The 26943-nt window shown below is 66.5% G+C and carries 31 protein-coding genes; 14 read left to right on the forward strand and 17 right to left on the reverse strand.

The annotated features are described in order from the left end of the window. Nucleotides 1-2: 2 nt before the first annotated feature. Complete coding sequence (locus A9W96_RS14570) at nucleotides 3-536, reverse strand: carboxymuconolactone decarboxylase family protein (protein WP_066865790.1); 534 nt, start codon at nucleotides 534-536, stop codon at nucleotides 3-5. A gap of 399 nt (nucleotides 537-935) precedes the next feature. Here A9W96_RS14570 and A9W96_RS14575 point away from each other — a divergent pair, with 399 nt between their 5' ends. The 9 genes from A9W96_RS14575 (at nucleotide 936) to A9W96_RS14615 (ending at nucleotide 8681) form a co-directional block, all read left to right on the forward strand. After that, nucleotides 936-2234 (forward strand): amidohydrolase family protein, encoded by a 1299-nt coding sequence (locus A9W96_RS14575; RefSeq protein ID WP_066865793.1) that lies wholly within the window; start codon nucleotides 936-938, stop codon nucleotides 2232-2234. A 104-nt stretch (nucleotides 2235-2338) separates the two neighbouring features. Continuing rightward, nucleotides 2339-3505: an acyl-CoA dehydrogenase family protein gene (locus tag A9W96_RS14580; RefSeq protein WP_067140686.1), complete on the forward strand. Its 1167-nt coding sequence runs from the start codon at nucleotides 2339-2341 to the stop codon at nucleotides 3503-3505. Further along, complete coding sequence (locus A9W96_RS14585; RefSeq protein WP_067140689.1) at nucleotides 3502-4335, forward strand: enoyl-CoA hydratase/isomerase family protein; 834 nt, start codon at nucleotides 3502-3504, stop codon at nucleotides 4333-4335. The genes A9W96_RS14580 and A9W96_RS14585 overlap by 4 nt, the downstream gene beginning before the upstream one ends. A gap of 4 nt (nucleotides 4336-4339) precedes the next feature. Then, nucleotides 4340-5494 (forward strand): thiolase family protein, encoded by a 1155-nt coding sequence (locus A9W96_RS14590; protein WP_066865801.1) that lies wholly within the window; start codon nucleotides 4340-4342, stop codon nucleotides 5492-5494. A 123-nt stretch (nucleotides 5495-5617) separates the two neighbouring features. Further along, nucleotides 5618-6232, forward strand: coding sequence for a TetR/AcrR family transcriptional regulator (locus A9W96_RS14595; protein WP_066865804.1), 615 nt, complete (start codon nucleotides 5618-5620; stop codon nucleotides 6230-6232). Continuing rightward, complete coding sequence (locus A9W96_RS14600; protein ID WP_066865807.1) at nucleotides 6229-6744, forward strand: hypothetical protein; 516 nt, start codon at nucleotides 6229-6231, stop codon at nucleotides 6742-6744. The genes A9W96_RS14595 and A9W96_RS14600 overlap by 4 nt, the downstream gene beginning before the upstream one ends. A 162-nt stretch (nucleotides 6745-6906) precedes the next feature. Continuing rightward, nucleotides 6907-8181: a cytochrome P450 gene (locus tag A9W96_RS14605; protein ID WP_067025426.1), complete on the forward strand. Its 1275-nt coding sequence runs from the start codon at nucleotides 6907-6909 to the stop codon at nucleotides 8179-8181. Continuing rightward, nucleotides 8178-8366 carry a ferredoxin gene (locus A9W96_RS14610; protein WP_066865812.1) on the forward strand — a complete coding sequence of 63 codons (189 nt, stop codon included), beginning with the start codon at nucleotides 8178-8180 and terminating at the stop codon, nucleotides 8364-8366. The genes A9W96_RS14605 and A9W96_RS14610 overlap by 4 nt, the downstream gene beginning before the upstream one ends. 30 nt (nucleotides 8367-8396) lie before the next feature. After that, nucleotides 8397-8681, forward strand: coding sequence for a DUF1330 domain-containing protein (locus A9W96_RS14615; protein ID WP_066865814.1), 285 nt, complete (start codon nucleotides 8397-8399; stop codon nucleotides 8679-8681). Here the strand turns inward: A9W96_RS14615 and A9W96_RS14620 are convergent, their stop codons facing one another. The 7 genes from A9W96_RS14620 to A9W96_RS14650 all read right to left on the reverse strand — a co-directional run bounded on the left by A9W96_RS14620 (nucleotide 8682) and on the right by A9W96_RS14650 (nucleotide 14843). Next, a complete protein-coding gene (locus tag A9W96_RS14620) occupies nucleotides 8682-8882 on the reverse strand; it encodes a ferredoxin (RefSeq protein WP_007777398.1) in 201 nt (66 codons plus the stop codon). A gap of 10 nt (nucleotides 8883-8892) precedes the next feature. Continuing rightward, nucleotides 8893-10098, reverse strand: coding sequence for a cytochrome P450 (locus tag A9W96_RS14625; RefSeq protein ID WP_066880929.1), 1206 nt, complete (start codon nucleotides 10096-10098; stop codon nucleotides 8893-8895). A gap of 112 nt (nucleotides 10099-10210) precedes the next feature. After that, nucleotides 10211-11011: an NAD(P)-dependent oxidoreductase gene (locus A9W96_RS14630; protein ID WP_082972253.1), complete on the reverse strand. Its 801-nt coding sequence runs from the start codon at nucleotides 11009-11011 to the stop codon at nucleotides 10211-10213. After that, complete coding sequence (locus A9W96_RS14635; protein ID WP_067140694.1) at nucleotides 11008-11823, reverse strand: NAD(P)-dependent oxidoreductase; 816 nt, start codon at nucleotides 11821-11823, stop codon at nucleotides 11008-11010. Before A9W96_RS14635 ends, A9W96_RS14630 begins: the two co-directional genes overlap by 4 nt. Further along, nucleotides 11823-12716 (reverse strand): alpha/beta hydrolase, encoded by an 894-nt coding sequence (locus tag A9W96_RS14640; RefSeq protein ID WP_067140696.1) that lies wholly within the window; start codon nucleotides 12714-12716, stop codon nucleotides 11823-11825. The genes A9W96_RS14635 and A9W96_RS14640 overlap by 1 nt, the downstream gene beginning before the upstream one ends. A gap of 7 nt (nucleotides 12717-12723) precedes the next feature. Beyond that, the gene (locus tag A9W96_RS14645) at nucleotides 12724-14403 is read right to left on the reverse strand and encodes an OB-fold domain-containing protein (RefSeq protein ID WP_067140741.1); all 1680 of its coding nucleotides are present in this window, start codon (nucleotides 14401-14403) and stop codon (nucleotides 12724-12726) included. Nucleotides 14404-14525: 122 nt separating this feature from the next. After that, entirely contained in the window at nucleotides 14526-14843 is a 318-nt protein-coding gene (locus tag A9W96_RS14650) for a hypothetical protein (protein ID WP_067140698.1), read from the reverse strand. Between the two features lie 161 nt (nucleotides 14844-15004). Between A9W96_RS14650 and A9W96_RS14655 the strand changes: the two genes are divergently transcribed. Genes A9W96_RS14655 through A9W96_RS14665 form a run of 3 tightly spaced genes read left to right on the forward strand, consistent with a single transcriptional unit; the run spans nucleotide 15005 to nucleotide 17652 of the window. Beyond that, complete coding sequence (locus A9W96_RS14655; protein WP_067140700.1) at nucleotides 15005-15928, forward strand: NAD(P)-dependent oxidoreductase; 924 nt, start codon at nucleotides 15005-15007, stop codon at nucleotides 15926-15928. Nucleotides 15929-15939: 11 nt separating this feature from the next. Continuing rightward, nucleotides 15940-16683: a hypothetical protein gene (locus A9W96_RS14660; protein WP_067140702.1), complete on the forward strand. Its 744-nt coding sequence runs from the start codon at nucleotides 15940-15942 to the stop codon at nucleotides 16681-16683. 12 nt (nucleotides 16684-16695) lie between these two features. Then, nucleotides 16696-17652 (forward strand): TIGR03564 family F420-dependent LLM class oxidoreductase, encoded by a 957-nt coding sequence (locus A9W96_RS14665; protein ID WP_067140704.1) that lies wholly within the window; start codon nucleotides 16696-16698, stop codon nucleotides 17650-17652. On the opposite strand, the gene A9W96_RS14670 is transcribed toward A9W96_RS14665, so the two are convergent. Genes A9W96_RS14670 through A9W96_RS14680 form a run of 3 tightly spaced genes read right to left on the reverse strand, consistent with a single transcriptional unit; the run spans nucleotide 17653 to nucleotide 20444 of the window. After that, nucleotides 17653-18828: an acyl-CoA dehydrogenase family protein gene (locus tag A9W96_RS14670; protein WP_067140706.1), complete on the reverse strand. Its 1176-nt coding sequence runs from the start codon at nucleotides 18826-18828 to the stop codon at nucleotides 17653-17655. 27 nt (nucleotides 18829-18855) lie between these two features. Then, nucleotides 18856-19152, reverse strand: a complete 297-nt coding sequence (locus A9W96_RS14675) for a ferredoxin (RefSeq protein ID WP_066864380.1) — start codon at nucleotides 19150-19152, stop codon at nucleotides 18856-18858. Continuing rightward, complete coding sequence (locus tag A9W96_RS14680; RefSeq protein WP_067025453.1) at nucleotides 19149-20444, reverse strand: NADH-ubiquinone oxidoreductase-F iron-sulfur binding region domain-containing protein; 1296 nt, start codon at nucleotides 20442-20444, stop codon at nucleotides 19149-19151. The genes A9W96_RS14675 and A9W96_RS14680 overlap by 4 nt, the downstream gene beginning before the upstream one ends. A gap of 36 nt (nucleotides 20445-20480) precedes the next feature. Here A9W96_RS14680 and A9W96_RS14685 point away from each other — a divergent pair, with 36 nt between their 5' ends. Further along, nucleotides 20481-20954, forward strand: coding sequence for a hypothetical protein (locus A9W96_RS14685; protein ID WP_067140709.1), 474 nt, complete (start codon nucleotides 20481-20483; stop codon nucleotides 20952-20954). Between the two features lie 17 nt (nucleotides 20955-20971). On the opposite strand, the gene A9W96_RS14690 is transcribed toward A9W96_RS14685, so the two are convergent. From A9W96_RS14690 to A9W96_RS14715, 6 genes are all read right to left on the reverse strand, one after another. Then, nucleotides 20972-21838: an alpha/beta fold hydrolase gene (locus tag A9W96_RS14690; RefSeq protein ID WP_067140712.1), complete on the reverse strand. Its 867-nt coding sequence runs from the start codon at nucleotides 21836-21838 to the stop codon at nucleotides 20972-20974. A 15-nt stretch (nucleotides 21839-21853) separates the two neighbouring features. Then, complete coding sequence (locus A9W96_RS14695) at nucleotides 21854-22252, reverse strand: Rieske (2Fe-2S) protein (protein ID WP_064882584.1); 399 nt, start codon at nucleotides 22250-22252, stop codon at nucleotides 21854-21856. Between the two features lies 1 nt (nucleotide 22253). Beyond that, entirely contained in the window at nucleotides 22254-23399 is a 1146-nt protein-coding gene (locus tag A9W96_RS14700) for an amidohydrolase family protein (protein ID WP_066864369.1), read from the reverse strand. Nucleotides 23400-23427: 28 nt separating this feature from the next. Continuing rightward, nucleotides 23428-24519 carry an amidohydrolase family protein gene (locus tag A9W96_RS14705; RefSeq protein ID WP_066864365.1) on the reverse strand — a complete coding sequence of 364 codons (1092 nt, stop codon included), beginning with the start codon at nucleotides 24517-24519 and terminating at the stop codon, nucleotides 23428-23430. 247 nt (nucleotides 24520-24766) lie between these two features. Further along, entirely contained in the window at nucleotides 24767-25660 is an 894-nt protein-coding gene (locus tag A9W96_RS14710; RefSeq protein ID WP_067140717.1) for an NAD(P)-dependent oxidoreductase, read from the reverse strand. 76 nt (nucleotides 25661-25736) lie between these two features. Continuing rightward, entirely contained in the window at nucleotides 25737-26129 is a 393-nt protein-coding gene (locus A9W96_RS14715; protein WP_008253716.1) for a carboxymuconolactone decarboxylase family protein, read from the reverse strand. Between the two features lie 293 nt (nucleotides 26130-26422). On the opposite strand from A9W96_RS14715, the gene A9W96_RS14720 reads away from it, so the two are divergent. Then, nucleotides 26423-26943: nitroreductase family protein (locus A9W96_RS14720; RefSeq protein ID WP_067140727.1), on the forward strand; the 521-nt coding region annotated here is incomplete at its 3' end.

A 26943-nucleotide genomic window follows, 5' to 3' on the forward strand; every position in this document is an offset into this window, starting at 1 on the left:
TCTTATTCGACGTTGTTAGCGGCTGTGGTGGCGTGTTCGGGTTGGATGCCAAAACTGTTGAAGGCCATGGCCAGCAGGGCGTAGCAGCCGACTGTGAAGACGAAGTCCATCCGTTGCTGGTCGTCGAGGCGCTCGCCCAGTGCCGCCCAGGTCTGGTCCGACAGCTCCGACTTCTCATCGAGCTCGTCGACGCCAGTGATCACGACCTGGTCGAACGCGTCGGCGGCCTCGCCGCGCTTCAAGGCCGCGATCTGGTCGTCGGTGATTCCTTCTTCTTTGGCCATTCGCTCGTGGTGTGACCACTCGTAGGCGCACCGCCGGCGATGGGCCACCCGCAGGATGGCCAGTTCGCGGATGCGGGCCGGCAGTGTGGACGACACCAGGAGGTGGACGTTGAACCGCAGAAACGCCTTGGCTAGCGCCGGATGATGGGCAAGCGTGGACAGCGCGTTGTTGCTGTCCGCCTCACGCATCGCCGAGAGGGCCTGCCGGGTCGCCTCGTCCCACTGGTCGGCGGGCAGCGGCTGCAAGCGCATTGGCAGTGTCCTCTCGGTGAAAGAGAATCATATTCTCATTTGCAACTAACAGACTGGCACGAAACGCGCGTCCGGTCAATGCCGGCGTGCCGCTCGAGGACAGGTCCACCCATCGCCCTGGCGCACGTCGCGACCGGGCGGCCGCCCGCGTCGACAGGGCGGCCACCGGCCCCCGTTCCGCCACGCCAACCCGGTCCTACCTCACGGCATGGCTGCGCCGTGGAAGGGCGCTGGGCCTGCACGTTCGGCTGCTGGTCAGAAGGTTGCGGCGGCGCCGAGCAACCGCTGGATGTTGATTCTCGCCTGGCGAGAAGATAGTTTTCAGTTTAGTGATCTTGGCACGGGCAGCGATTCGCCGAGGCTCTAATCGATCCGGTGGATCCGATGAAAGGGACGGCCATGAACAAAGAAGACATGATTCTGATCAGCGTCGACGACCACACCGTCGAGCCGCCGGACATGTTCAAGAACCACCTGCCGAAGAAGTATCAGGACGATGCGCCCCGGCTCGTGCACAACGCCGACGGATCGGACATGTGGAAGTTCCGCGACACCGTCATCCCCAACGTCGCGCTCAACGCGGTGGCCGGGCGGCCCAAGGAGGAGTACGGCATCGAGCCGACGGGGCTCGACGAGATCCGGCCCGGTTGTTACAACGTCGACGAGCGCGTCAAGGACATGAACGCCGGCGGCATCCTGGCGTCGATCTGCTTCCCGTCCTTCCCCGGTTTCGCCGGAAGGCTGTTCGCCACCGACGACAACGACTTCTCGATCGCACTGGTGCAGGCCTACAACGACTGGCACATCGAAGAGTGGTGCGGTGCCTACCCGGCGCGATTCATCCCGATGGCGATCCCGGTGATCTGGGATGCCGAGGCGTGCGCGGCCGAAGTGCGGCGGGTCGCCAAAAAGGGCGTGCACGCCTTGACCTTCACCGAGAACCCGGCCGCGATGGGGTACCCCAGCTTCCACGACGACTACTGGGCCCCGCTGTGGAAGGCGCTGTGCGACACCGGCACCGTGATGAACGTGCACATCGGTTCCTCGGGGCGGTTGGCCATCACCGCGCCCGACGCCCCCATGGACGTGATGATCACGCTGCAGCCGATGAACATCGTGCAGGCCGCCGCCGATCTGTTGTGGTCCAAGCCTATAAAGGAATACCCCGACCTCAAGATTGCGCTGTCGGAGGGCGGCACCGGCTGGATCCCCTACTTCCTCGAGCGCGCGGACCGCACCTTCGAGATGCACTCCGCCTGGACGCACCAGGACTTCAAGGGCAAGCTGCCCAGCGAGGTGTTCCGCGACCACTTCCTGACCTGCTTCATCAGCGACAAGGTCGGCGTGGCGCTGCGCAACATGATCGGCATCGACAACATCTGCTGGGAAGCCGACTACCCGCACAGCGACTCGATGTGGCCGGGTGCGCCCGAAGAGCTGTGGGATGTGTTGTCCCTCAACAACGTTCCCGATGACGAGATCAACAGGATGACCCACGAGAACGCCATGCGCTGGTACTCGTTCGACCCATTCACGCACATTTCGCGCGAACAGGCGACCGTCGGTGCGCTGCGCAAGGCCGCCGAGGGGCACGATGTGTCCATCAAGGCCAAGGGTCACGACAAGGACGGTCGGGGCGGCTCGTCGTTCGCGGACTTCGCGGCCAACGCGAAAGCCCTTACCGGCAACAAGGACTGAGCACAGTACTGTCGCCGAGCAGACGCAAAAGCACCTAAATCGTCGGCGTGTCGGGTGCTTTTGTGTCTGTTCGCGCTGAGAAGAGGAGACCACCAGTGGGTGGAATGAACTTTGAGCTGACCGAAGATCAGGAACTGATCCGTCGGTCGGTGGCGGAGCTGGCACGGAAATTCGACGACCAATACTGGATGGAGAAGGACCAGGCGCACGAATTTCCGACCGAGTTCTACCAGGCCATCGCCGAGGGCGGCTGGCTGGGCATGACGATCCCGACCGAGTACGGCGGTCATGGCCTGGGAATCACCGAAGCGACGATCCTGCTCGAGGAGGTCGCCAAGTCCGGCGGCGCCATGAACGCGGCCAGTTCGATTCACCTGTCCATCTTCGGCATGCAGCCGGTCGTGGTGCACGGCTCCGACGAGCTCAAGGCCCGCACGTTGCCCGCCGTCGCGACCGGCGAGGTGCACGTCTGCTTCGGTGTCACCGAACCCGGTGCCGGGCTTGACACTTCGCGAATCACCACGTTCGCCAAGCGGGACGGCGATCGCTACATCGTCAACGGTCGCAAGGTCTGGATCTCCAAAGCGATGGAGTCCGACAAGATCCTGCTGCTCACCCGGACGCAGAGCTACGACGAGGTCACCAAGAAGACCGACGGGATGACCCTGTTCCTCACCGATCTCGATCGCAGCCGCGTCGACATCCGCCCCATCCGCAAGATGGGCCGCAACGCCGTCAGCTCCAATGAACTGTTCATCGACAATCTCGAGGTGCCGGTCGAGGACCGAGTGGGCGAGGAAGGCAAGGGCTTTCAGTACATCCTCGACGGTCTCAACCCGGAGCGGATGCTGATCGCGGCCGAGGCGCTCGGCATCGGCCGGGTGGCGCTGGAGAAGGCGGTGAAATACGGCAACGAGCGCGAGGTGTTCGGCCGACCCATCGGCATGAACCAGGGATTGCAGTTCCCACTCGCCGATTCACTCGCCCGGCTCGACGCCGCCGAGCTCATGCTGCGTAAGGCCACCTGGCTCTACGACAATGGCAAACCCTGTGGGCGCGAGGCCAATACGGCAAAGTATCTGTGCGCCGACGCCGGCTTCACCGCCGCGGACCGGGCGCTGCAAACCCACGGCGGCATGGGTTACGCCGAGGAATACCACATCACCCGTTACTTCCGGGAGGCCCGGTTGATGAAGATCGCGCCGGTCAGCCAGGAGATGATTCTGAACTTCCTGGGAGCCAACGTCCTGAAGTTGCCGAGGAGCTATTGACCACGACCGATGACCCCGTGTTGCTGTCGGAGGACCGCGGCGGGGTGCGCACCCTCACGCTCAACCGCCCGCGTCGCAAGAATGCGATCAACCCGGAACTATGGGTCGCCCTGCGGGACGCGCTGGATGCCGCCGGCCACGATCCCCGCGTGCGCGCACTGGTGATCACCGGCTCCGGCGGCAGTTTCTGTTCCGGCGCGGACATCTCGGCTCCCGAGGACATCCATCCGAAGTACAAGTTGCAGCGGTTGACCGACGTGGCGCTGGCGCTGCACGAGCTGTCGATTCCGACGATCGCCAAGGTGACCGGGGTGGCCGTCGGCGCCGGCTGGAACCTCGCGCTGGGCTGTGATCTGGTGGTGGCCACACCGGAATCGACGTTCTGCCAGATCTTTTCGAAACGGGGCCTGTCGATCGACCTCGGCGGCTCCTGGCTGTTGCCCAAAATCGTTGGGCTGCAACAGGCCAAGCGGCTTGCGTTGCTGGCGGACACGATCGATGCCGAGGAAGCATGCGCCCTCAACCTGGTGACCTGGGTGGTGTCGGCCGCGGAGATCGACGCGTTCGTCGACGATCTCGCCAACCGGCTGGCGGCCGGCCCGCCGATCGCGCTGGCCCACACCAAGGCGCTACTGAACGAGGGCGCCGACCGCACCCTGCGGGACGCGCTGGCCAGCGAGGCCCGCGCCCAGGGCGTCAACTTCGCGACCGCGGACACGGCGGCGGCCTACGCCGCTTTCGCGCAACGGCGGGAGCCATCGTTTACTGGTCGGTGGGCCCTAGCAAAATCTGGCGTGGAACCACATTCGGGCGACAAGCAATCGGAGTAGGGATATGCGTGAAACAGTCATCGTCGAGGCGGTGCGGACGCCGGTGGGGAAGCGCAACGGCGCCCTGTCCGGCATGCATGCCGCCGACCTGTCCGCGGTCGTCCTGACCGAACTCATCGAGCGCACCGGCATCGGTCCCGAGATCATCGACGACGTCGTCTGGGGTTGCGTGTCCCAGGTGGGCGATCAGTCCAGCAACATCGGCCGCTACGCGGTTCTGGCCGCCGGCTGGCCCGAGACCATCCCCGGCACCACCGTCAACCGAGCCTGTGGGTCCAGCCAGCAGGCGCTGGACTTCGCCGTGCAGGCGGTGATGTCCGGGCAGCAGGATGTCGTCGTGGCCGGCGGGGTCGAGGTCATGAGCCGCGTACCGCTCGGTTCGGCCCGCGCAACCGGTATGCCCTACGGCCCGAAAGTCCTTGCCCGCTATGACGATTTCTCCTTCAACCAGGGCCTGTCGGCGGAACTGATCGCCAAGAAATGGGGATTCTCCCGCACCCGCCTCGACGAATTCTCCGTCGAGTCCCACGAGCGCGCGGCCGCGGCCCAGGACAGCGGCGCGTTCACCGAGCAGCTGGTGCCGGTGTTCGTCGAGGGAGCCGACAACAACGTCGTCACCGCCGACGAGGGCGTGCGGCGCGGCAGCACCGTGGAGAAGCTCGGCGCGCTCAAGCCCGCCTTCGCCGAGGACGGGGTGATTCACGCCGGCAATTCGTCGCAGATCTCCGACGGCGCCGCCGCGCTGCTGGTGACCACCGCGGAGCTGGCCGTCGAGCTCGGTTTGACGCCGATGGTGCGCTACCTGGCGGGCGCTGTGACCGGCGCCGATCCGGTGCTGATGCTCACCGGCCCCATCCCCGCGACCGAGAAGGTGCTGGGCAAGGCCGGCGTCGCGCTGGCCGACGTGGGTGTCTTCGAGGTCAACGAGGCCTTCGCGCCGGTTCCGCTGGCATGGCTGGCGGAAACCGGGGCGGACCCGGCCCGGATGAACCCGCTGGGCGGGGCGATCGCGCTGGGGCACCCGCTGGGCGCGTCGGGGGCGGTGTTGATGGCGCGCATGGCCCACCACATGCGCGACAACGGGATTCGCTACGGGCTGCAGACCATGTGCGAAGGCGGCGGCACCGCCAACGCCACGCTGGTCGAGCTGGTGAGCTGACAGCCCCCGAGGCGGGACCCGGCGCGCTGAAAAACCGCACCACGTGACCCTTGTCACAGCGGCCAAACTAACCTACTGTGTGTTCACTAGGTTGGTTTTGCTACGTCGGTGGAGAGGACCCTGGTGCCCGTCGCGCGGCGATACGACACGCTTCTCGCTAAGGGGGAGGACCGCAAGCAGCGGATCCTCGACGTCGCCCAACGCCTGCTCACCCGCAACGGCTGGCGCAGCACCACGCTCGCCCAGATCGCCGGTGAGGCCGGGGTGACACCGGCAGGCCTGCTGCATCACTTCGAATCGAAGGAGCAGCTGCTGCACGCGGTGCTCGATGCCCGCGACCTCGACGACGACACCCACGCCGACCGGACCGGGGACCTGTTCGACCAGATCGCCGCGGTCGCGGACCGGTTCCACCGGGCCCCCGAATTGGTGGGGACGTTCACGGTGCTGCTCGTCGAGAACATCCTGCCCGAGGCTCCGCTGCACGACCGCATGCTGGCCAGGCACCGGGCCGCCACCGACATCGTCGCCGAGCTCATCCGTCGCGGTCAGGCCGATGGCCGGTATCGCGAAGACATAGACCCCGCCGTCAAGGCAGTAGAAATCCTCGCCTTCGTCCACGGAATGGAAACCACATGGTTACTCGATCCCTCGATACCGCTGCCCGAGGTGTTCAAGCAGTACGCCGAGACACTGGCGCGGGACTTCGCGCCCCCGAAGAAGCTCGAGACGACATGAGGTACCGGCTCGACGTCGTCGCCACCACCGCGGTCGATGTGGTGCGGTTCGCCGGTGGCTGGATCTTTGACCGGTCGATGGCGGGTTGGGACGTCACCGTGCTCTTGATGGATCTGGCCGACCACCCCGATGACCGGCCGCTGCAAATCATCGGTGCCCAGGTGCTCGACCTCGAAGAGGCGCTGGCATCGGTGCATTCGCGGCCCCGCCCCCAGGCCCTGGCGGCCGCGGCGGATCTATTCGGCTGCGACGCGCGGGTTCGCCAAGGCGTGCTGCGGGCCCTCGATCAGGGCGCCATGGAGGTCACGCTGTGGGGGGAGGACTGGCCGTCGGAACTCGATGACAGCGTCGGACTGGTGCAACACCAGCTGAGCATGGCGGCGCAGACGTTCAAGGCCCAGGCCCTCGCGGCGGCGGCCGTACCGCACGCCCCCGTCGGCCACGTCGAGACGTTCCGCAGCGGGCTGCTGGCGTGGCCCTCGGTGGCCGCCGACCTGGTTCCCGCCAGCTAGTCGGGCGCGATCAGACCGGCGCGCCACGGTCGGCGGCCTGCGAATCGCGCGTCTCGAGACGCCCGGCGGGGACCCGTCGTTGACGACCACCACCCCGTGTGAAAATGTAATACTCATCCGCGAGAGGCACATTCTCACTAGCCGAGATTCAAGGAGCAGGAGATGGCGAACGAATTCTCCGAGTTGGACTTCTTTCGCGGCAGCGAGCTCATCGAGAACCCGTACCCCTACTACGAGGCGCTGCGTCAGCGTTGCCCCGTCACCCGGGAAAGCCACCACGACGTCACGATGATCACCGGGTGGGACGAGGCGTGTGCGGTCCTCAACGACGCCGAGACGTGGTCTTCCTGCATCTCGGTGACGGGTCCGTTCCCCGGCTTCCCGGTCCCGATCGAAGGCGACGACATCACCGAGCTGATCGAGCAGCACCGTGACGAACTGCCCTTCAGCGACCAGCTGCCCACGCTCGACCCGCCGACCCACACCAACCACCGCTCGTTGCTGATGCGGCTGATCACCCCGAAGCGCCTCAAAGAGAACGAGGACGCCATGTGGGCGCTCGCCGACCAGGCGCTCGACGACTTCCTGGCCCCCGGCCACGGCGAATGGATCAAGGGCTTCGCGGGCCCGTTCACCCTGCTGGTGATCGCCGACCTGCTGGGCGTGCCGATGGAGGACCGCGACAAGTTCATCAAGGGCATCCGCGAGCACTCGGGCGGCGGCGTCGGGGGCACCGGCAAGGAATCGTTGGCCCACAGCCCGCTGGAATTCCTCTACGGCCTGTTCTCCGATTACGTCCGCGACCGCCGGAGCGAGCCGCGTGACGACGTGCTGACCGGCCTGGCCACCGCCACCTTTCCCGACGGTTCGATCCCGGACGTCGAGGACGTGGCTCGTGTCGCCAGCAACGTGTTCTCGGCGGGACAGGAGACCACCGTGCGGCTGCTCGGCGCGGCCCTGCAGACGCTGGGCGAGCGCCCCGATATCCAGGCGCAGCTGCGCAAGGATCGCAGCCTGATCCCGAATTTCATCGAAGAATCGCTGCGCCACGAGAGCCCGGTCAAGGGCGACTTCCGGATGAACCGGCGGCCGGTCAATGTCGGTGGCGTCGACCTGCCGGCCGGCACTACGGTGATGATCGTGCAGGCCGCGGCCAACCGTGATCCGCGCCGGTTCGAAGAACCCGCCACCTTCGATCCGACGCGCAAGAACGCGCGCCAGCACATCTCGTTCGGGCGTGGTATCCACAGCTGCCCCGGCGCCCCGCTGGCGCGGGCCGAAACCCGGGTGGCGATCGAACGGCTGCTCGACCGCACGACGGATATCAGGATCAACGAGGACGTCCACGGGCCCGCGGATAACCGTCGCTACCAATACGTTCCGACCTACATTCTGCGTGGCCTGACCGAATTGCACCTGGAGTTCACACTGGCATGAAGGTTTGGGTAGACGACCAGCGGTGTCGCGGTCACGGCATGTGTCTCACGCTGTGCCCCGACGTGTTCAGCCTGACCGACGACGGTTACGCCGTAGCGACAGATTCCGATGTCCCGGCGGAATTGGAGTCCGCCGCTCAGGAGGCGATCCAATGCTGTCCCGAGCAGGCGATCAGCGAGAAATAACCAAAATTACGGGCGAGTAAGGAGATTCGAGTGGCCAAAGGGTATGTCATCCTCACCGAGGCCATCAAAGACCCGGAAGGCATGAAGGCATACGCTCAAGCCGCCGGATCCGCGATGAGCGGTGCCACCATCCTCGCGGTGGACACCGCGCCCAAAGTCATCGAGGGCGACTGGCACGGCGACCAGACCGTGGTGCTCGAATTCGAGTCGGTGGATGCGGCTCGGGCGTGGTACGAATCCGAGGGCTACCAGAAGGCGGCGAAACTGCGCCAGCAGGCTGCCGACTGCAACGCCGTCATCCTCTCCGGAATCTGATTACTCTCCGACGATCGAGATCGCCTGCCGAGGACACTGACGGACGGCCTCGCGCACGTCCGCCTCGTTCTCCGGGGTGACTTCCTCTTGGTGGACGGTCAACATGTCGTCGTCGCCGAGTTCGAAGATGTCTGGGTTGATGCCCATGCAGACACCGTTGCTCTCGCAGAGTCCCCAATCGACTTCGATCTTCTTCGTCATCGTGGCCCCCTTAACGAAGCACCTTGACGGGCACGTTCTTCCAGCCCGCCACGTTTTGCATGGTCACCCGTTTGCATCCCGCCAAGTCGACCTCGTAGCGCGGCATGAAGTCGAGCAACCGCTCCAGCGCGATCCGGCTTTCCAGGCGGGCCAGCGCGGCGCCCAAGCAGCTGTGGATCCCGTACCCGAGTCCGAGATGCTGCGCCTCGGTGTGATCGCGCTCGATATCGAACGTGTCGGCGTCGGTGAAGGCCTCCGGGTCGCGGTTGGCCGCGGCGCCGCAGAGGAATACCGGTTTGCCCGGCGGGATCACGCCACCGCTGACGTGGGCCTCCTTGAGGGTGTAGCGGACGTTGTATTGCACCGGCCCCTCGTAGCGCAGTAACTCCTCGACCGCCCCGGGGATCTTGTCCCGGTCCTCCTGCAGCTTCTGCCACTGGTCGGGGTGATTGGCGAAGATGACCGCGGCGTTGCCCATCAGCTTGGTGACGGTCTCCGCGCCCGCGCCGCCCAGAAGGGTTGCGAACCCGCAGATCTCGATGTCGTCGAGCTTGCGCAGCTGGCCGTCTTCACCCGGAATTTCGGCGGCGATCAGCCGGCTGATCATGTCGTCCTGCGGATCCTGGCGCCGCTCTTGGACCAGGCTGAAGTAATACATCGCCGTGTCGATGTTGGCCTGCATGCCCGCTTCGCTGACCTCGATCTGTCCCGGTTCACGGTGCAGGCTGGTGTCGATCCAGTGGCGGACCTGCTGGCGGTATTCCTCAGGGACCCCGGCCATCCGGGTGATGACCTCGACCGGGAACGGTCCGGAGAAGTCCTGCACGACGTCGAAGTTATCCGGATCGACCACTCCCAGGTATTTGTCGATCACCTCGATGATCGTCTCCCGCTGCGACTGGATCGCCCGCGGTGTGAACGCCTTGTTGAGCAGGCTGCGCATGTGGCGGTGCTCCGGTGGATCCATGAAGATGATCGACTTCTGCTCGGGCGGCAACCCCTTGCGCACCATCCCCAGGTCGCAGCCGCGCGCTGACGAGTACGTCTCGAAGTCCTTGAACGCGGCCGCGACGTCTTCATGGCGGGTCAGGGCGTAGAAGTCCTCTTGCTCGTCGTAATACAGTGGCGTTTCCTCGCGCATCCGTCGATAGATGTCAAACGGGTTGTTGAAGTAGTCCTCGGAGTACGGATCGAAGACGACCTTCGGTTTTGTCACTGCATCCTCCTCAGCGGCGAGGTCGGGCTGAAACCTTTACAGCGGAGTCACTGACTGTAACGCTAACGGTAATACCTTCGTGACGAACCGGAAAGACCAAAACGCTGGCATTTCATGCCCTCTTCGCGACGCCGATGGCCGCGATGACGTCATCCAGCGCGCCCAGACCGCTGCCCAGCGCCTCGGCGCTAGCCCGGGCGGCGGCCACATCCTTCGCCACGAACTCACCGGTCATTTCGATGAACGACGCGATGGAACCGCCGGCCGCGATGAGGTTCAGCGCGTGGCTAGCCGCGCTGCCGTGTCCCAGGGCGGTCAGCAACGTCGACTCCGGCACGCCGAGCCCTTCTCCCAGCCGGACCGACTCGGCCAGCAGCCCGAGCTGCGCAGCGAACAGCGCGTTGTTGACGAGTTTCACCTTCTGGCCGGCGCCGGCCGGCCCGACGTGCAGGACCGGGTCGCCGTAGCAACAAAGCAGCGCTCGCACTCGGTCAACCGCTTGGTCGGCACCGCCGACGAACAGCGTGAGGCGCCCGGCGGCGACGTCATGTGGGCCCCCGCTGACCGCGGCATCGACGACGTCAACACCATTGGCGCGCTCGCCGATGGCCGCGATGGTGTCCGGGCTGACGGTGGTGTGCACCACCAGCACCGAACCGGGCCGCATTGCGGATAGCAATTCGCCGGCCAGGCAGACCTCTCGAACCTGATCGTCGTTGAACACACAGAGCACCACGATGTCGGCTCGGGCACCGGCTTCGGCCGCCTCGCCGACGGTCCGCGCGCCCAGTTGCTCGAGGTCCCGGCGTCTTTCGGCCGTTCGGCCCATGGCCTGGACGTCGTGACCGGCTGCCACCAGACGACCGACCATCGGGCGTCCCATCCGTCCCGCGCCGACGAATCCGACTCTCACCGTGGATGGTCCATCAGGGCCAGCGCCGCGTCGGCCGCATCGAGCACCGCGCCGCCGTTGGCCCCGGCGTTCTCGGCAAGGTCGACGACCAGCCGAACATCCTTCTGCAGCAGCCCGCCCGCCACCCGGGCCAGCCGATCGAGTCCGCCGATGCCGCCGAGAGCGTTGAGCGCAAAGCTGTTGCCAGAGCTGCGGGAGATCACTTCGGTGAGGCGGTCCGGTTCGACGCCAAGCGCGCTGGCCAGTGACAGCGCGCTGGCCGCCGTGGCCAGGTTGGCGGTGAACAACAGGTTGTTGAGGAGCTTCGTGGTCTGTCCGGAACCCAGCTCGCCGAGGTGAACGACGGGATCGGCATAGGTCTGGAAGACGGGGCGGCAACGCTCGACGACGTCGGTGTCGCCGCCCACCATCACCAGCAGCCGGCCCTCGGCCGCCGCGCCGCCCCCGCCGCTCACCGGCGCATCGATGACGGAAACACTTTGGGCGGCAGCCTTGGTCGCGAGGTCTCGGCAGGTGTCCGGATGCACCGTGCTGTGCACGGCGATCACGCTGCCGGGCTTCATCGCCGACAGCAATCCGTTTGTCCCGCAGGCTAGTTCGTCGATGTCGGCGTCTGCGACCACGCAGAGGCAGACCAGGTCACTGGCCGCGGCGAGTTCGGCGGGTGACCCGGCGATGCCGGCCGAGGTGTCGGAGAATGCCTCGAGGGCCTCCGGCCTGCGCGCCCACAACGTGGTGGGGTAGCCGCCCTCGACGATCCGGCGCGCCATGGGACCGCCCTGGCTGCCCAACCCGATGAATCCGACGCGCATCAGCCGGCCTCCAGATCGGATTCCGTCTTCGCCGAACGCTCGGCCACGCAATCCCGCACGAATTCAAGGACTTTCGAGTGGTAGATGGGGGCGGCGTGACTGAGGCTGATGTTGTGCCCGGCGTCCGGTTGTCGATGCACGACGAATCGCGGCGCCCCGGTGAACAGGGCGCCGACCTCGGTCACCGCCGCATCGTCGGTCTGCCAGACCTTTTCGTGCTCGGCGATGCTGAAGTGCACCGGGACGCGCACGGCGGGCGCGAGCTCCGGGAAAGTCTGTCGCGCCCAGTCCGACACCATCTGGTCCTCGTAGGCCGGGGCGGACGGCGACACCGTGGCGCCGTTGAGGACCTCGGGTGGGTAAGACTGCTCTGGGCTCCACAGCAGTTCGCGCATGCCCGACGGGCGGCGTTCGCGGGTGGCCGTTTTCAGTATTTCCTTTGCGGCGGGGTGGTAGTGCCGGCCGGTGCCGGCCAGCTCGATACCGAGGAGGTCGGCACCTCGCGCGTCGACGGCCAACCGCAGCGTCAGCTCGCAGCCGCCCGAGTGGCCCCACACGAATATGCCTGCGCCCCGCGGTCGTTCGCCGAGAATGCGGTCGACGGCACCGTAAGCCAGGTTGACGCGCTGCTCGCCGGAGACCATCGCTTCGGGATAGGGCGCCGAGCTGCCATAGCCGGGCCGATCAAGGGCCACCACGGTGAACCCGGCCGCCGCGCCGGTCCGCAACAGCGAATACGAGGGGTGGCCTGGGCAGTCGAAATACATCGCGGTGGTGCCACCGCCGTGGATGGCCACGATCACGGCCTGCGGGTCTTCGACTTCGGTGACCAGCGCCGACATCGGCACCCCGTCGACGATTACCAGCCTTGGCCGCGGCGCCGCGGGGTTCATGCTCGTCTCATTCCGGCGCCCGCAGCAGGAGCACGCCGCTAGGGGTCAGGCCGCCGCTGCTGACCACACCGACGCGGGCACCGGCGACCTGGCGGTCACCGGCCTCGCCGCGCAGCTGAGTGATGGCTTCGTGCAGCAGACCCATGCCGTGGGTGCGGCCGTGCGAGAGTTGGCCGCCGTGCGTATTGAGCGGCAACTGCCCGTCGCGCGCGATGTTCTTGCCGCCGTCCAGAAAGTCTTTGGCCTCACCGATTGCGCAGAAGCCCAGCGCCTCGATCCAGGACAGACAGTTGAAGGAAAACCCGTCGTACAGCTCTGCCACGTCGACGTCGGCGGGTCGCAGCGAGGTACGCGTCCATACGTGCGCCGCCTGGCCCAGCACCTGCGGCTCGTGGGTGAGGGTGCTTTGGTCCCAGTCGAGTCGCTCGACGATCTGCGTTCCCACCGCTTCCACCAGTACCGGCGGCTTGGCCAGGTCGCGGGCGGCGTCGACGGCCGAGACGATGACGGCGATGGCGCCGTCGCACGGCACGTCGCAGTCGTATAGGCCGAACGGTGTGGTGATGGGCCGCGCGCCCAGGTAGTCGTCCATCGTCATGGGCGACCGGTAGATGGCGGTCGGGTTGAGTTCGGCATTGGCGCGCTGGTTCAACGCGATCCAGCCCAGCGTTTCCTTGGTGGTGCCGTACCGGTGAAAGTGCCGCTGCGCGTTCATCGCCAGTGTGTGTGCCGCTGACGTGGCACCAAATGGCATCTGCCAGCCCGACATTCGGCCCGCTGAACCGTGGGCCGGGGTGATCTTGCCCTGCTTCATCAGCTCGCCGTTGGTGGCTTCCCACAGGGTGCGGAAGCACAGCACGTGGCGCGCCAGCCCGCAGGCGACCGCGAGCATCGCGGCGATCACCGAGCCGCCCGGCCCGAACGTCTCCATGGCGCCGTTGTGCCACGTCGGCCGGATGCCGAGCGCGCCCTCGAGGGCGGTGGTGCCGCCCTCCCCGAAGCCGCCGACATTGATCGCGCCGGGGTAGGTGGACAGGCCGTCGATGTCGGCGTAGGTCAGGCCGGCGTCGGCGATGGCCGCCTCGCATGCCTGCACGGTCAACGCCAGCGGCGGCTGCATCAGCCGGCGGCCGATCGGGGACGCGCCGATCCCGGTGAGCGCGACCTTGTCTTCGAACTTGTCCACCGTGAGCATCGGGCGGACGTGCTCGCCGAAACGTTCCGGCGCGATCTCGTCGACCGGCAGCTCACCGGGTTCGTCGGCATCGGCCCCTCCCGCCCGCACGATCCGAAACAGCGGAAACCACACGTCCTCGACCTGCTCGAAGACAACCTCGACCTGCTGTCCGAGTTCCAGCCGGTCGACATCGCTTTCGACGATGTTGGTGGTCAACCGGACCCGCGGGTCCTCCGCGATAGCCACCTGCGCGATCACGTAGGGCGCCGCCAGCCCGGGCAGGCTGAACCGCTCGTTGATGGTGAATCCGGCGAGCGTCGCCCGGCCCGAGACCGCCCGCACACCGATGTCGCGGGACCGGCAGTACCGGCAGACCGGCGCGGGTGGATGGATCAGCGATTCACAGCTCTGGCATTCCTGCAGGCGCAGCTTCCCGTCGGCACCCGACGTCCAGAAGAATTCGTTGTCCTGCGTGATCAGGGGCAGCGGCCGTCCGGGTGCTGCTGACACGTCACCTCCGGGGGTCCGCACGGCCGGCCTGGTAGGGCCATTATGCAAATCGGAGAATTACGTTATCACTCTGCGCACACGCGATCCAGACGCGTTGCGGGTCAGGTGAGGTGGGGCCCCGGTCAGTACGGCACCCAGACGCCGTCGAAATAGGCGCCCCATTGGTGAAAGCCGACGCTCCACATCGGTTCGTTCGGCGACCACGCCGGCCGTGGCGGCGGGGGCGGCACGTCCGATGCGAATTCCGGCGAATACGCCGGCGGCACGGCGTACCACGGCGGCGGAGCCGGTCGCGGTTTGCATTCGAACGTCGACACGTTGAACGACAGGTTGCGATCGCACTGCGCCGAGCTGATCGCCGGCGTCGCGATCACCGCAACGACCATCGTCATCAAGGCGACCGCGACAACGGCGGTCAGGCGACCAAATAACCACCTCATGGTGGGCCTCCCGGTGGGGCCAATTCGAGCCTGGCCCGCTCCAGCTTATTCCGTTGCTACCGCCACGACCAGGTGACTTTCGGGGCGTCTCGTGGCGTTTCCCGTCGACCGGGAGTTATGCTCGCCACGCGGTATCAAGTACTTAACATTCGGAGGACGGATTGCTCGACGCAGAGAAGATCCTGATCACCGGGGCGACGGGCAAGATCGCGTTTCCGATCGCGCGTGCCCTGGCCGCAGCGGGCAACGAGGTGTGGGGTGCCGCGCGCCTGAAAGATCCCGCGGCCCGGCAAAAACTGGTGGACGCCGGGATCAGACCGGTCGCGCTGGACGTCGGCGCCAGCGACTTCTCCGGTCTCCCAGACGATTTCACCTACGTCTTCCACGCCGCCGTGGACCCGGGCGCCGACGATTGGAGCCAGTGCGTCGAAACGAACGCGCAGGCGTCCGGCGAACTGCTCTACCATTGCCGCGCCGCAAAGGGTTTCGTCTTCTGCTCCACCGGCTCGATCTACGCCTATCAGGGCCGGCGACCGCTCACCGAAACCGATCCGCCGGGGGCACCACTGCGGGCGAACTACAGCTTCTCCAAGGTGGCCGCCGAGGCGGTGTGCACCTGGATCGCCAGGCGCTTTCACATCCCGCTGACCATCATCCGGATCTGTTCGACGTACGGCCCCCAGGGCGGTGCGCCCGCCGACCGTCTCGATGCGATGTTGGCGGGCAAGCCCATTCGGTTGCATCCCGACAAGCCGAACAACTACAACCCCATCTATGAAGACGACTATGTGGAGCTGGGCGTCCGCGCGATGGAAGTCGCTGCGACACCGCCCGTCGTGGTGAACTGGGCCGGCAGCGAAACCGTCAGCGTGGAGGAGTACTGCGCCTTCATGGGTGAGCTGGTCGGTGTCGAGCCGATCTTCGAGTACACGCCCCAGGCACACACCCCGCTGTGGCCGGACGTCACCCACATGCACGACGTGCTCGGCCGCACGAAAGTGCCCTGGCGTGAGGGATTTCGGCGCATGGTCGCGGCCCGCCATCCAGAAATCCAGCTGCATCAACACGATTCGACGAGAGCCTGAGGATCAACGCCATGCATCTTCCCGGCACGCCATCGGACGAGGTCCCCGAGATCCTTGCCGCCGGTGATGGCGAGATCACCACCCTGTTTGTCTCGATGGCGATCCGCCACCCCGACGGGAAAGACGCCGAGTATCTGCGCTGGCACAGCCTGGATCACCGCCCGGAGCAACACCGCCTGCGCGCGGTGCGCGCCTCGTTGCGGTTGGTGTCCACGCCGGCCTGCCGCTCGGCTCGCGCGGTGAGCGGCGGGCCGTTGGACGCGGTCGACCACGTGATGACGTACTTCTTCACCGACACGGCCGGATTGCACGATTTCAACGAACTGTCCACGGCGCTGGGGAACGCCGGCCGTAAACTTCCGCTGCTGCCGCCGGTGGAGCGCGGCGTGTACGACGTGCAACGCAAAGCCGCAGCGCCGCGCGTCAGAATCGGGTCAGACGTGTTGCCCTGGCTACCGGTGCGCGGCGCGTTCGTGTTGGTCGAGCGGGGACCGTCGTCCCCGTTCCCGCTGGCCGACGTCGACGGCGTCGCCGGTGTCTGGTCCGCGGTATCGCGCCGGGTCGACGCCAGCTTGGCCAGCGCACCGGAGAGCCAGACGATCACGTATTGCTTCCTCGACGACGATCCGGTTGCCACCGCGGAGCGGTTGCGGCCGGTGCTCGAGGCCCGCTGGGCCGAATCGGGCATCGAAGCATTGTTTGCCGCACCATTTTTCGCAATTGTTCCGTACGAGTGGGATCGTTATGTGCCGTAGGAAAGGGGCCGCATGCGCATCGGCTTGATGGTCGGCTCCGACAAGGAGCGTTCGCGTGCCGATCGGCTTGCCGGCCTGATCGACGACGGGGTCGCCGCCGAAAGCGACGGTTTCACCGCGTTTTGGATGCCCCAGGTCCCCGGCTACCTCGACGCGTTGACCGCCGTGGCGCTGATCGGGCAGGCCACCGACCGCATCGAGATCGGAACCGCGGTCGTCCCGATTCAGACTCGCCATCCGATGATCATGGCGCAACAAGCCCTGACCACCCAGGTCGCGTGCGGCGGACGGTTCACGCTCGGAATCGGACCCTCGCATCATTGGATCGTCAACTCACAGCTGGGCTTGCCCTATGACCGCCCGGCGCGCCTGATGGGTGACTATCTCGACGTGCTGCTCGCTTCCTTCGCCGGTCCGGGCACCGTGGATGTCGACAACGAATACTATTGCGTCCATTCGCCGGTCGATGTCACCGACGCCTTCGAGGTGCCGGTGCTGCTGTCGGCGCTCGGGCCGACGATGCTGCAACTCGCCGGCGAGCGGGCCGGGGGCACCGTGCTGTGGATGGCCGACGAGCGCGCCATCGCCGACCACGTCGTTCCGCGCCTCACCGCGGCGGCCGCCCGGGCCGGGCGGCCCGCGCCCCGGATCGTCGCCGGTGTTCCCGTCGCGCTCTGCTCCAATAGCGAGGCGGACGAGGCTCGCGGCTACGCCAGCGAGGTGCTCGGACACGCGGACTTCTCGCCGAACTATGTGCGACTGCTGCAGCACGGCGACGCCGAAGACGTCGGCGACACCATGGCGGCAGGCGACGAGGCGACCGTCCTGGAGCGGTTGCGCCGCTACCGCGATGCCGGTGTCACCGACCTCGCGGTGCGAATCGTGCCGTTGGGCAAGGACATTGACGAGCGAACCAAGTCGCGACGCCGAACTCAGCAGTTTCTGTCGTCGCTGTGTCCGGCGTTGTGATCACCGCGAGGGCAGACCGAGGACGCGCTGCGCGATGATGTTGCGCTGGATCTCCGACGTGCCGCCCGCGATGGTGCCCGCGTAGCTGCTGATATAGCGCGCGAACCAGCTGGCGGTGAAAAGATCCGGGGCGTAAGGGTTGTACGGGGCCGTCAGCATCTTGTCCCGCAGCCCATCGGCCCCGGCGGCGTCCAGAGCGTGTCGCAGCGCGCTCTGTTCGGCCTCCGAGCCGAACACCTTCAGCACGGACAACGCCGCCACGTCCACCTCGCCGCGAGCCGCTTTACCCAGCGCGGCCGAACCGATCAGCCGCAGCGCGTAGTAGTCCATCACGATGGTGGCGTAGTGGTCCACATTCACCTCGTCGCTGGGCCGGTAGTCCTCGAGGAGTTGCTCGAGCCGGTTGGCGAACGCCATCCACATCAAAGTGCGCTCGTGGCCGAGCGAGCCGTTGGCGACCCGCCACCCGCCATTGAGCGGCCCGACCAGGTTATCCGCGGGCACCCGGACGTCGTTGAAGAACACCTCGTTGAAGTCCAGCTCGTCACGGTCATAGACCGAGGGGAAGGGGCGACGCACCAGACCGGGACTATCGGTCGGGATGAGCAGCGCGCTGATTCCCTTGTGCCGCGGAGCGTTCGGGTCCGTGCGAACGAACGTCAGGATCACGTCGGCATCGTGGGCGCCGGAAGTCCACACCTTCTGCCCGTTGACCACGAACTCATCGCCGACCAATTCGGCCTTCGTCCGCAGCCCGGCCAGGTCGGAGCCGGCTCCCGGCTCGCTCATGCCGAGGGACGCGGTCTTGTCGGCGCGCAGGATCGGGACGGCCCAGCGCCGCTTCTGCTCTTCGGTGCCGAAGGACAACAGCGACGCGGCGATGATGCCGACGCCCTGGGGATTGAAGCAGTGGTAGATCCGGCGTCGCGACAGCTCCTCGCGATGTACGAACTGCTGCAGGATGTTTGCGTTGCGACCACCGAATTCCGGTGGGTTGCCGGGTAGTAGCCATCCGTGGTCGAACTGGAGTCGCTGCCAGCGGCGCGACCATTCGGGCACGTGCGAGGTCGACGACGGGCGCTCCGCGGCTTGGGCCTGCGTCGGCAGGTGTTCGGTGAGGAAGCCGACGAACTCCGCGCGAAAGGCTTCTACGTCGGCGTCAAAGGTGAGCTGCACGGCACTACTCCTCGGGGCGCGGACGGCTCAGCGCGTGAATCCCCACTCCGCCTCGTTCTCTTCGGTTTTGAGGTGCTCGGCCGGGTCCTCGGCGTCGGCCAACGGCGGCTGCGACGCGCGGGAGGTGCGCTGGCCGATTTCGGTGATGGCGTGCACCGGGCAGTCGAGCAGCGCCCGCATGACTGCGTCGCGATCCGCCTCCGCCACCGTGCCGTCCCCGATGAGCGATGCGTACCCCCAATCGTCCAGCGAGAAGTATCCGGGCGCGTGTTTGGCGCAGATGCCGAAGCCGTCGCAGATGGTGCGATCCAGCCGGATTTTCATGCTTGCCTCACAGGTTCCGCCTCGTAGGGACGGTCCGCGCGGAACGCACCGCGGGTGCAGTCCGGGCAGGTGCCGTCGAGATGGGCACCGACGTCGTCCGGGAACTGATCGAGCAGGCTGGCAGCGACGTTGGTCGCGGCATCCAGCGTTGCGCACGCACCGCGTCCGCGCAGCAGCACCGACCAGCGGCGCAACCGTTCGACGTCTTCTGCCGCCGCGGCGCCGTCGCGCAGCGCGCCGGCGGCCGCGGCCATCGCCGCCGTCCCGTTGAAGCACGATCCGCATTGACCCGCGTTTTCACGATCGAAGTACGCGAGCACGGATGCGGCCACCGCGACGGGGCAGTCCTCGGTGATGATCGAAATCGCACCGCAGCCCAGCCCGCTGCCGACGCGGCGCATCGTCTCGTGGTCCAGGGTGGTCTCCAACACGGAGCGGTTGAGCAGACCGGCGAAGTAACCGCCCATCAGCGCTCCGCGCACCCGGTCGGCCGGAACACCGTGCAGGGCAAGCAGTTCCGTGAACGGCAGCCCAAGCGGCAGTTCATACAGGACGGGCGGTCGCCCGCCCCCGGTGATGGTGGCCAGGAAGGTGCCCGACGACAGCGTCGTGCCCTGCGACCGAAAATCGGTCGATCCGTGGCCCTGCAGGTAGGGCAGGTTGGCCAGGGTCTCGACGTTGCTCACCAGCGTGGGCCGGTCATCGACGCCGGCTTCGAAGGGACGCGGCGGCTTGTCCGTCGGCTTGGCCGGGCCGCCGTTGATCGCGCGCACCGCGGCCGTCTCCTCGCCCGCCACGTACCCCGGCGCCACGGTGCGCAGGTCGACGGCGACACCGAGCGCTCCGGGGTCCAATTCGCCCAGCGCGGATTCGATGCTGTGTGCCGATTCCTGATCGGACACGTAGACGTAGGCGCGGTCGGCGGCAACGATCGTCGCGGCCAGCCGCAGTCCGTCCAGGACGAGGTGAGGGCGATTGCGCAACAGCCAACGGTCTTTGACCGAAGCCGGTTCTCCCTCTTCGCCATTCGCCACGACGACGGGCACGCCCAGCAGTCGTCCGTTGTCGCGCACCGACCGCAGCTTCACCGACAGTGGGAACGCCGCACCGCCGCGCCCGACCAGGCCGCTCGATTCGACTTCGGTCAAGAATTCATCGGGGTCGCCAAGCGGGCGGTAGCCACCGACCTTGCGATAGGACGCTAGGTCCTCGCGGGCGTGCTCGCTCAGCAGCCGCGGCGTGCATCCGGGCAACGTCGCGGTGGCGATGGTGGTGGACTGAGTGGTGTTCAAGGCTGGCCTGCCATCGTGTTAGTTAGGCTTGCGCACATGCGAACTGCGGTGGTGCGTGTCAATGTCGACCCGGAAAGCGTGCTCACACCCGCACGACTACGCGACGGCATGGCGGCTCTCCTCGAGCTGGTAGCCGCGGCCGGCGCGGACGTGGTCGCCAATGACCTCGCATCCCGGCCCGCGACCCGCCGCGAAGTGGAGCTGCTCATCGCGGCCGAAGACGGCGACACGGCCAAAGCCACCGCAATCGGATTGTGCACCAGAGCATTCGGCGTTGATCCCGCTGCGGGAGTGGTCACCTTCGTCAGCCGGGGAACCGACGACGACGCGCACGGCGTGCTGTCCGCGTTCGGGCTCACCGGTGACATCGAGCGCACCCCCGGTGCGGGCGGATTCGACATCGTCGAGGTGACCCTGCGCGAGTCCGATCTCGAACGGATCCCGGAAAGCCGCGTGCACACGGCGCTGGAGGCGTCGCTGAATTGTGAGGTCCACATCCGCACTAGGTAGTGCACCGGTTCGCGCCATCACGAACCCAGGAATTCCAGAATGGCGGGCGCCGCCTGCACCCAGGTGTCGAACATGTTGAAGTGCTGCACCCGACCCGCGGCGCGGTCCTCCGACGCCCGCTCCCAGGCATCCTCGGGCCACGGCGGGTCGATGAGCTTCGATCCCTTGATCAGGCAGCTGACTTCCAGCGACGTCCGCTTCGGGTGATCCATGTCGTTCTCACCGCCACGAATGATCAACGTGGGCACCTTGATTCGGTCGAACATCTCGTCCTCGACGCCCGGAATCGTCTGTCCCGGCTTGGAGACGAAGGCGTTGAGCCAGCGCAGCATCAGCTTGAGGAACTCATCCTTGTCGAAGTCGAGGAACCGCTGCTTGTTGTTCGGGTTCTCCTCGATGCGCTCACGCCATTCGGCCACCTTCATCACGCCGTCCATGCCGGTGCCGCGCACCGCGAGGATGCTGGGAATGATGTAGAACGAACCGAGCACGAAGGTGCCGTAAGTGCCGCCGACGATGTTCCACACCACGAGCTTGGTGACCATCTCGGGATAGAGCATCGTGGTCAGCATGGAATCCCTTGCCCCGCCGGAACCTCCGGCCAGAATGCAGCGCTCGAAGCCCAGGCCGGTCACCAGCTTGTGCAGCGTCTCGGCGCGCATGTGGGACTCGCTCTGCCCGTAGAACTGCACGTCCGAGGCCCCGCAGTTGGGGCGGTCCCACAGCAGCACCCGGTAACCGCCCGCGGCCAGGGCGTCGGCCAGCGGACGCAGGCCGGGGATCTCCTTGCTGAACCGGCCGCCCGGCGTCAGCGCAATGAGATCGCCAGAGTCACCGAGGATTTCGTAGACGACATTTCCCCCGTTGATCTCGATAGAAGGCACCCGATTCTCCTGTGGTTAGGCCTGAACCAAAACGTCGTTGCCCACGACGCGCACCGGATAGGTGCGAATACTCCATTCCGGCTTGACCGCCGTCGTACCGGTCGCCAGCTCGAAACCCCATTGGTGCCAAGGGCAGTAGATGTATTCCAGGTCGCGCACCATGACCGAGTCGCCCGGCGCGGTCTCGTCGACGATGGTGCGCCCCCGGGCCCGTCCCGAACACAGCGGGCCGCCTTGGTGGGGGCAGTAGTTCGCGATGGCGTAGAAGGTGCCGTTGACGTTGTAGACGCCGACGCCGTGGCGCCCGATCGGTACCAGTTTGTGTGTGCCCGGCGGGATTTCGTCTACGGTGGCGACGACGTGCTCGCGGCCCTGGGCGAGACGGGGCTCGGGCCGTTTGGTTTCTTCCGTCAACTCAGAGCACCCGGGTCTGACCCTCGAGGACCGGCACGGTCTCGGGCAGGTGATAGGTCGCGATGCCGTTCTTGTACATCACCGCGTCGCGGGCGTGCTTGGGCAGGTGCTTGACCAACCAGCGCGGGTCGTCGAACGTCCAGTGCGGGTAGTCCGAGGAGAACAGCAGGATCTTCTCGCACTCCATCCATTCCAGCGCGCGGGTCAGTTCCGTCTTGTCCTCGGGATAATCGAGCGGTTGGGTGGTGAACTTGATGTGGTCCTTGACGTATTCGGACGGCTTGCGCTTGATGTCGAGCCACGACTTGCGGGCGTCGTAAATCGCGTCCATGCGCCACATCAGCGGCAGGATCCAGCTGAAGGCGTGCTCGACGAACACGATCCGCAGCGTCGGGAACCGGTCGAAGACGCCGTCGAAGATCAGGCTCATCACTTGGTTGGCCGCCAGCAGGGAGTAGGTCACCATGAAGTCGTGGTTGTAGCTGGGGAATCCCACCGGCGGGATCGGCAGCTCGTCGAACTGGCTGCGCGACAGGTGGCAGCTCACGGTGATGTCATTCTTGGTGGCGGCCGCCCAGATCGGGTCGTACTTGGGGTGTCCCCAGGACGGCCGAGGCTCTGCCTTGATCAGGATCTGGGCCATGAAGGGGTGCCCGGCCCAGCGCTCGATCTCGCGCACCGACTCTTCCGGCTCCTCGATCGCGATGCAAATCGAGCCGCGCCACCGCTCGTGCCAGTTGTTGTGGCTGTCCAGCCAGTGATTGGCCTGCCAGTCGTTCAACGCGGCCGACATCGCATGCTGCGCTTCAGGAATGCGCGCCGGGTAGGCCGCGGGCTCCAGGATCGCGATGTCGGACCCGGCCTCCATGATCAGCTGGCGAAACGCCAAATCCGGGTCGCTGCAGGGGAACTCGCCGTTGGCCGGAAACGAGTCCACGCGCATCGCGTAGGAGTGCGCGTAGTCCGGTGCGTCGTAGTAGATCTGCTCACCAACGGTGCGAGTGAGAAAGTACTTGCTGCGCCACGGCTCGGGGATGTACGGGAGCAGCTCTCCGCGCTTGGGGGCCGGGTGGACATCCGAGTCGACGCAGCGGACGGCTATGCGCTCGGTAGCGGGAACCCGCTCCTGCGAATGGGTCAACGTCATCTGGCTCTCCTCAGTTTTCGCGATACTTCTACTGTGCGCCCACCCCGGCGGGAATGTCTATGCCGTAGAGCTGCGCCGCGTTGCGCCAGCACAGCTTCTCGCGCTGTTCGGCCGACAACGCGCTGGGCAGTTTGCTGACATCGCCGCATTGCCAGTGTGGATAACTCGAGCCGAACATCACCATGTCGTCCTTACCGGTGAAGCCAAACCACTCGCCGGCGAATTCGGCGTCGCCGGGGCCGTCGAGACTGCCCTGCACGAAGAACACGTGACCGGGCAGGTAGTCGCTGGGAATCCGCGGTGCCCACGGCGTCTGCTCCAGGTGCGGACGGCCGAAGGTGTCCATCCGCCAGATGAACGGCGTGATGAAGTCGGCGGCGCCGTCGCCCCAGACGAACTTGAGGCCGTCGAACCGCTCGAACACTCCCTCGGCGATCATGTTCATCAGGTGATACAGGTAGTTCAGCGCCATGAAGCTGACGTACTGCTCGTAGGTGCGGGTGTTGCCGTTCGGCGTCGGCGGGAATGCGATGCCCGACCCGACCTCGATGTGCGCGGCGACGGGTAGTCCGGCGTCGACGGCGGCCTCCCAAATCGGCCAGAACTGCGGTTTGCCGTACAGCTCGCGGGATTGCAGCGGGACGCCGATCTGGACCACCCGCGGGTGCGCACGCCACCGCTCGATCTCGCGCAGCGCGCCGGGGATGTCGTCGGGGTTCACCCGGATGGTGCCGCGGAACCGCTCGCCGAACTGGCTGGACTCCAGCCAGTTCGACACCATCATCTCGTTGTGCGCGGCGTGCAGGGCGCTGCCCAGGTGCCGGTCCGGCATGATGCCGCGCGCCATCGGGTGCAGCACCGCCACATCGACGCCGCGCTTCGAGAACAGTTCATTGGCAACGAAATCCGGGTCCGAACCCGGGTACTGGCGGTCCGGGCCCTCGGTGTTGGGCGCGTACTCACCGCCTGGGGCGCCGTACCAGTCCATCTCGTAATCGGGGAAGCCGCGGCTCTTGAACGGCTCGCGCAGGGTCTTGCGCAGGGCCTTGTTGGACGGGAAGAAGATGTGCACGCTGGCGTCGATCAACGGGGTGCTGGTTCCGTCGGCGTGTGTGATCACAAGAGCCACCCTTCGGCTGCGGCGGCGAAAGCCGGCCGCGCGAGGTCAGATGATAGCCAATCTAACATTTCGTTCGGTGGTCCATCAACGGGTTTCCGGTAAGCATTTCGTTTATTCATCGTCGCTGGTGGCACGCGTTTTGTGGTCGTCGGAGCAAGTATGGTTCTTCTTTGCGGATAATACCATTCTCCGAGGTGGGGGAGGGACGCGATCGCGGGCTCGTCGCCGCGGCGGCCGGGGCGATGGGCTAGTCCGATGCACCGCCCACCGTCACGCCCGCGGCCCGCTCGAACGGTTTGATCACCGTCGTGAAGTCGGATTCGGGCCCCTCGTCGCGGGCAAGGGCCTCCCACAGCCGGCCGATCGTCTCGGCGACCTCGGCGGGAACGCCAAGCGCCCGCGCTTCATCGAGGTAGAGCCGCACGTCCTTGAGCATCAGCCCGGTGGCGAAGCCGTAGTCGAAGGTGCGCGGCAGGATCGCGCGGGGGAACTTGTCGCGGCTCGCGCTCGTCGCACCCGATCCCGCGTTGAGCACCTCGATCATCACGGCGGGGTCGAGGCCGGCCTTGACGCCCATCACGACGACTTCCGCGGTGGCGGCCAAGACGTTGGCCGCCAAGATGTTGTTCGCCAGCTTCATCGTCTGCGCCGCGCCGGGCTTGTCGCCGACATACATCGGCCGGCCGAGCGCTTCGAGTGCGGTTCGCACGAGGCCGAATTCGTCGCGCGGGCCCGAAACCATGAGCGCCAGCGTCCCTTTCTCGGCCCCGCTGACACCGCCGCTGACCGGGCTGTCCATCGCCACGATGTCGCGCCGGGCCAGCATCGCGTGGATCTGCACCGCCATTTGGCTACCGACAGTGGACAAGTCGACGTAGCGCCGCACCCGCGCCCCCTCGATCACGCCCGCCGGGCCGGTCGCCACCTCCAGCGACACACTCGGGGTGGGCAGGCTGGCCAGCACCGTTTCGGCGCGGTCGGCGACCTCCTTGGCCGACGACGCCGGGCGGGCGCCAAGGGCGACGACGCGCTCGAGTGCCTCGCCGCTCGTGTCGAAGGCGACGACGTCGTGATATTCCCGGAGGAGGCGGGATGCCATGGGAAGGCCCATATTTCCGAGTCCGATGAACCCGATCTTCATGTTGGGTCCCTTACCTCGATGGTGGCGACCCGGCCCCCGCAAGCGGGAGGTGCCCCCGGCGCCCGGCTCCGCCGCGCTAGCGGTCGCCACTATCCCGGTCCAGTTCGCCGAACGCCTCACCCGCGATGCGAAAGCTGTCGACGGCGGCCGGCACGCCGGCGTAGATGGCCACCTGCAGGAAGACCTCGCGGATTTCCTCACGGGTGACACCGTTGGTCAGCGCCGCCTTGATGTGTGTGCGTAATTCGTTGGGCCGGTTGAGCACCGAGATCATCGCCAGGTTGAGCATGCTGCGGGTCTTGCGCGGGAGTTCCTCGCGGCCCCAGACGGCACCCCAGCAGTATTCGGTGACGAGGTCTTGCAGGGGCCCGGTGAAGTCGTCCGCGTTGGCCAACGCGCGGTTGACATACTCCTCGCCCAGCACCTCGGAGCGGATGTCAAGCCCCCGCTGGTAGGTTTCGCGATCCAATGCACATCTCCCTTCAATTCGGGGCAGCGGCCCTCGATGTAGTCGCGCGTGCGCTGGCGAGGTTCCGATTGCCTGAGCGCAGTCTTGCACCGTGGTCGCTCGGCGGGGTCTACAGTCGAGGTTCTAATGAAGCTGTCCACTTTCTGTTCTCATTGCCGCCGGACGGGTGCTTCAACGTCGCGGTAACCAAAAGTCTTGCGCCGCAAGGAATACGAACTGACGGTGCCGACCTGGGCGACTCTGGACGTAGAGGAGAAGCAGTGACCGGAGCAAGCGCTGACATCTGGGAAGTGATGTCGACGGCCCGGACCATCCGGCGCTTCACCGACGAGCCGGTGGACGATGCGACCCTGGCGCGGTGTCTCGAGGCGGCCAGGTGGGCCCCCTCGGGCGCCAATGCGCAAGGCTGGCGATTCGTGGTGCTGCGATCGCCCGAGCAGCGGGCGGTGGTGGCCAAGGCCGCGGCCCACGCGCTGGAAGTGATCGAGCCGGTCTACGGCATGAACCGGCCCGCCGACGACGACAACAGCCGTCGAGCCCGCACCTACCGTGCGACATACGAATTGCACGACCGCGCCGGTGAATTCACTTCGGTCCTGTTCGCCCAGGCGCATTACCCGACGGCGTCCGAACTGCTGCTCGGCGGTTCGATCTTTCCCGCCATGCAGAACTTCCTACTGGCCGCCAGGGCCCAGGGCCTGGGTGCCTGCCTGACCAGCTGGGCCTCGTACGGCGGTGAGCAGCTGCTGCGGGAAGCCGTCGGGGTACCCGAGGGCTGGATGATCGCCGGCCACATCGTGGTGGGGTGGCCGAA

It is taken from the genome of Mycobacterium sp. 1245852.3 (assembly GCF_001669335.1).
GTDB lineage: Bacteria > Actinomycetota > Actinomycetes > Mycobacteriales > Mycobacteriaceae > Mycobacterium > Mycobacterium europaeum_A.